The sequence below is a fragment of the Endozoicomonas arenosclerae genome (genome assembly GCF_001562015.1).
GTDB lineage: Bacteria > Pseudomonadota > Gammaproteobacteria > Pseudomonadales > Endozoicomonadaceae > Endozoicomonas_A > Endozoicomonas_A arenosclerae.
On sequence record NZ_LASA01000031.1, the window covers coordinates 1 to 2,601 of the forward strand.

2 protein-coding genes and 1 pseudogene are annotated in these 2,601 nt (G+C 43.8%); all 3 read right to left on the bottom strand.

Translation table 11 applies throughout. The features are described 5' to 3' along the window. The coding region (locus WG89_RS02125; RefSeq protein ID WP_153301373.1) for a hypothetical protein at positions 1-617 on the bottom strand (617 nt) is incomplete at its 3' end. Between the two features lie 108 nt (positions 618-725). Next, positions 726-2,231, bottom strand: coding sequence for a hypothetical protein (locus WG89_RS02130; protein ID WP_062260667.1), 1,506 nt, complete (start codon positions 2,229-2,231; stop codon positions 726-728). A 250-nt stretch (positions 2,232-2,481) separates the two neighbouring features. Continuing rightward, a pseudogene (locus tag WG89_RS31955) lies at positions 2,482-2,601 on the bottom strand (IS5/IS1182 family transposase); the annotation flags it as partial.

Below are 2,601 nucleotides of genomic sequence, written 5' to 3' on the forward strand. Positions count from 1 at the left end.
AAGGAGGGTTCAACATCATCCCGGTGAGGCATAACTACATGGCTTTCAACTGCACCTGTTTCAGCACTGGAATAACGTCTTTCAAGCACTCTGGAAGAACTATCCACCTGACGGAGATCAAGCGTTTCAGGGTGCAAAGGTATATCCAGCACACATTCTGTTGTGCCTGTACTCAAACCATTAGCTGAGTAGGCCAACAGATGCATGTCTCTTGATGCACCATGACTGTCTGAAAACAGATAGGACTGCCCGGGCTGAATGCACAGAACTTCACCTTCCGAGGGTTCTGCTCTCATGACACTCTGTGACTGAATACTGAAGTTTTCCGGGTAAACCACTCTGAACCAGGAGGGTTGATCAACTTCAAGCAAGACCGTCATATCCGGTGACTGAATATCAGAGTCATTGATGGATTCAAACCTTTCAGACTCATTACTGGGTGATCTGAAATCCTGGTCTAATACAATACGATTGACCGTTTCATCAACTGGTCTTTTAAGAAAGGTTGTGGCGGGTTCCAGAGGCGGGGCAGAAATGATCTCTTTGGCCCATAAGACTGAAGCAAAGAAGCTCAAACAAAAGAAGATGATCCTGAGCCGTGTCGTCTTTAACAACATGAGTAACCTCATTTCTTGGGCGACCCAGCGAGTGTAGGACAGAAGTAAATATCTGTCCCATTCACTTTCGACTCTTTTTAAATCAAAAACCAGCCAAACCAGAGACATTTAGATATCAATCAACTGACCAATCTGTGGCTCTGCAGGCTGAGCAGGAAGGGGGGCATCATTGACAACATTGTCACCCGTAATATCCAACATAGGCTCATCGTCGTCTTCATCATCACGGGATTGATCGGGCCCCAGTAACAACTGATCTCTGGTTAAATGCTGAAGGTTAGGACGCATCTGGCCACTGTCATCCACCACATAGCGCCAGAAGTCATGTATCTGCATTTGCTCCCTGAAAGTAGTCTCAATCCTATCGGCATCCACCCCCTCTACACCCATATCTGTAAGGGTAAAAAACAACATCATATACTCAGGCCAATGATCATCCTTTTCATAGTCCATCAACATAAAAGCCAGATTATCTGCAGAAATTTCCAGAGAAGCATTTCTATAAGCAGGAGCGCCTGTCCCCAATAGATCGTCCAGCCTTATATAGAGCGCTGTCGTCGGCAGCAAGAGGCTAATGGCACGTCCTGCCAGCATGTTGATTTTTTGCAGACTCTTTTTTACCGCCTCTCTTTGTTGTATGTCTTCGTAAAATCCCTGAAATTGATGGCGGAGATGAAAGAGCCTGACCAGCTTGTTCATAATTTCTGCAAGACGCGAGAAACGTTCAAACTCAGCTCGTGATGAATAATCGGTTGAAACCACACCTCTTCGGTCTACTCCCTTTTTCGCTAACTTGGCAACCGGTTTATCAGCACGGACAAAGCTGTATCCAAATACCCCAAAGGCTGCACCAGGCCGCTTGAGAATAGGTAAATCCAGAATTTGGGGATGCCCCTGCTGATCAATTATCATCAGCTCATTGTTTCTTATAAAGACATGAAACGTACCGCTTTCTCCAAAACTCAGACGACGAAAGAGATCTTCTGAAAGCACAGTCTTGCGGATACTGACTTGATTTTCTTCTCTTCCCAGAGTCCAAAGAGTCAAACCTTCACTTTCATCTGAATCCACTCGAAACTCATCACTCAACCATTCAGTCTGAAAGTTGTTGCCAGCATACACATATCGAATCTGAGCCCTTCCCTGACGATCAACCGTAACCACAACAAGATAGATTTTACCGTTTTCCGTCGAAGTGATCTTGATCAGAAAGCTTGGTGTCAGGAGGGTACTTTCATCACCTTGTTCACTTGCATTTTCATCCATAGAGGAACATGCAGCTCTGGGAGAAACCCCCCCTGCTGCCTGATTAATATCCAGATACTCAAGTTCGCTAATATCCCTTCGGCATTCGGTAAACGTTTCCTGGTCTGTGTACTCAATCTCAGATGTTTTTGATTCTGGGTAGAAGGGTTGTGAAGATGAATTTGCATCCAGATTAAAAGGAGAATTATTAAAAGAAAGATGACTTTGAGGAATCCAGGAACTTTCCACTGAGCGGCTCGATCGAAAACCTTTTTCAAAAAGATCTGGTTCAACCACAACATCCGTTTGAGCAGCAATAATACCTGAGAAAATACCGAATAAAGCCGCTATCGTTTTATCAAAATACATGGGTACACCAGCTCTTTTGATGACAAGAACTGGAATGGATTTTAGCAGAGCCTTTAGATTTTGATTGTTCGTTATAAAACTTTTGAACCGCCTGTTAAATAACAGACGGCTTATAAATATTAATTAGGGAACCTGCGAATAACCTCTAATTTACTTCCCTTCTTGAATCGAGTTCGAAGTAGGACTGAAATCAGAGGTCTCAACCCCTTATTTGTATGATATTTAGCCACTTTCGTGACTTCAGGGCGGACTAACCCTGTGCCCGGATCATTTGATCCAGTCGAACAATATTCGCCAGGGCAAATAAAGTAGACAGTTTATTGTCATTCTTCTTCAAACCTCGATACCTGGCTTTTATAAATCCAAATTG

Bases quoted from the DNA above. Each gene is read 5' to 3' on its own strand.
- WG89_RS02130 (WP_062260667.1), bottom strand. From the start codon at position 2,231: ATGTATTTTGATAAAACGATAGCGGCTTTATTCGGTATTTTCTCAGGT.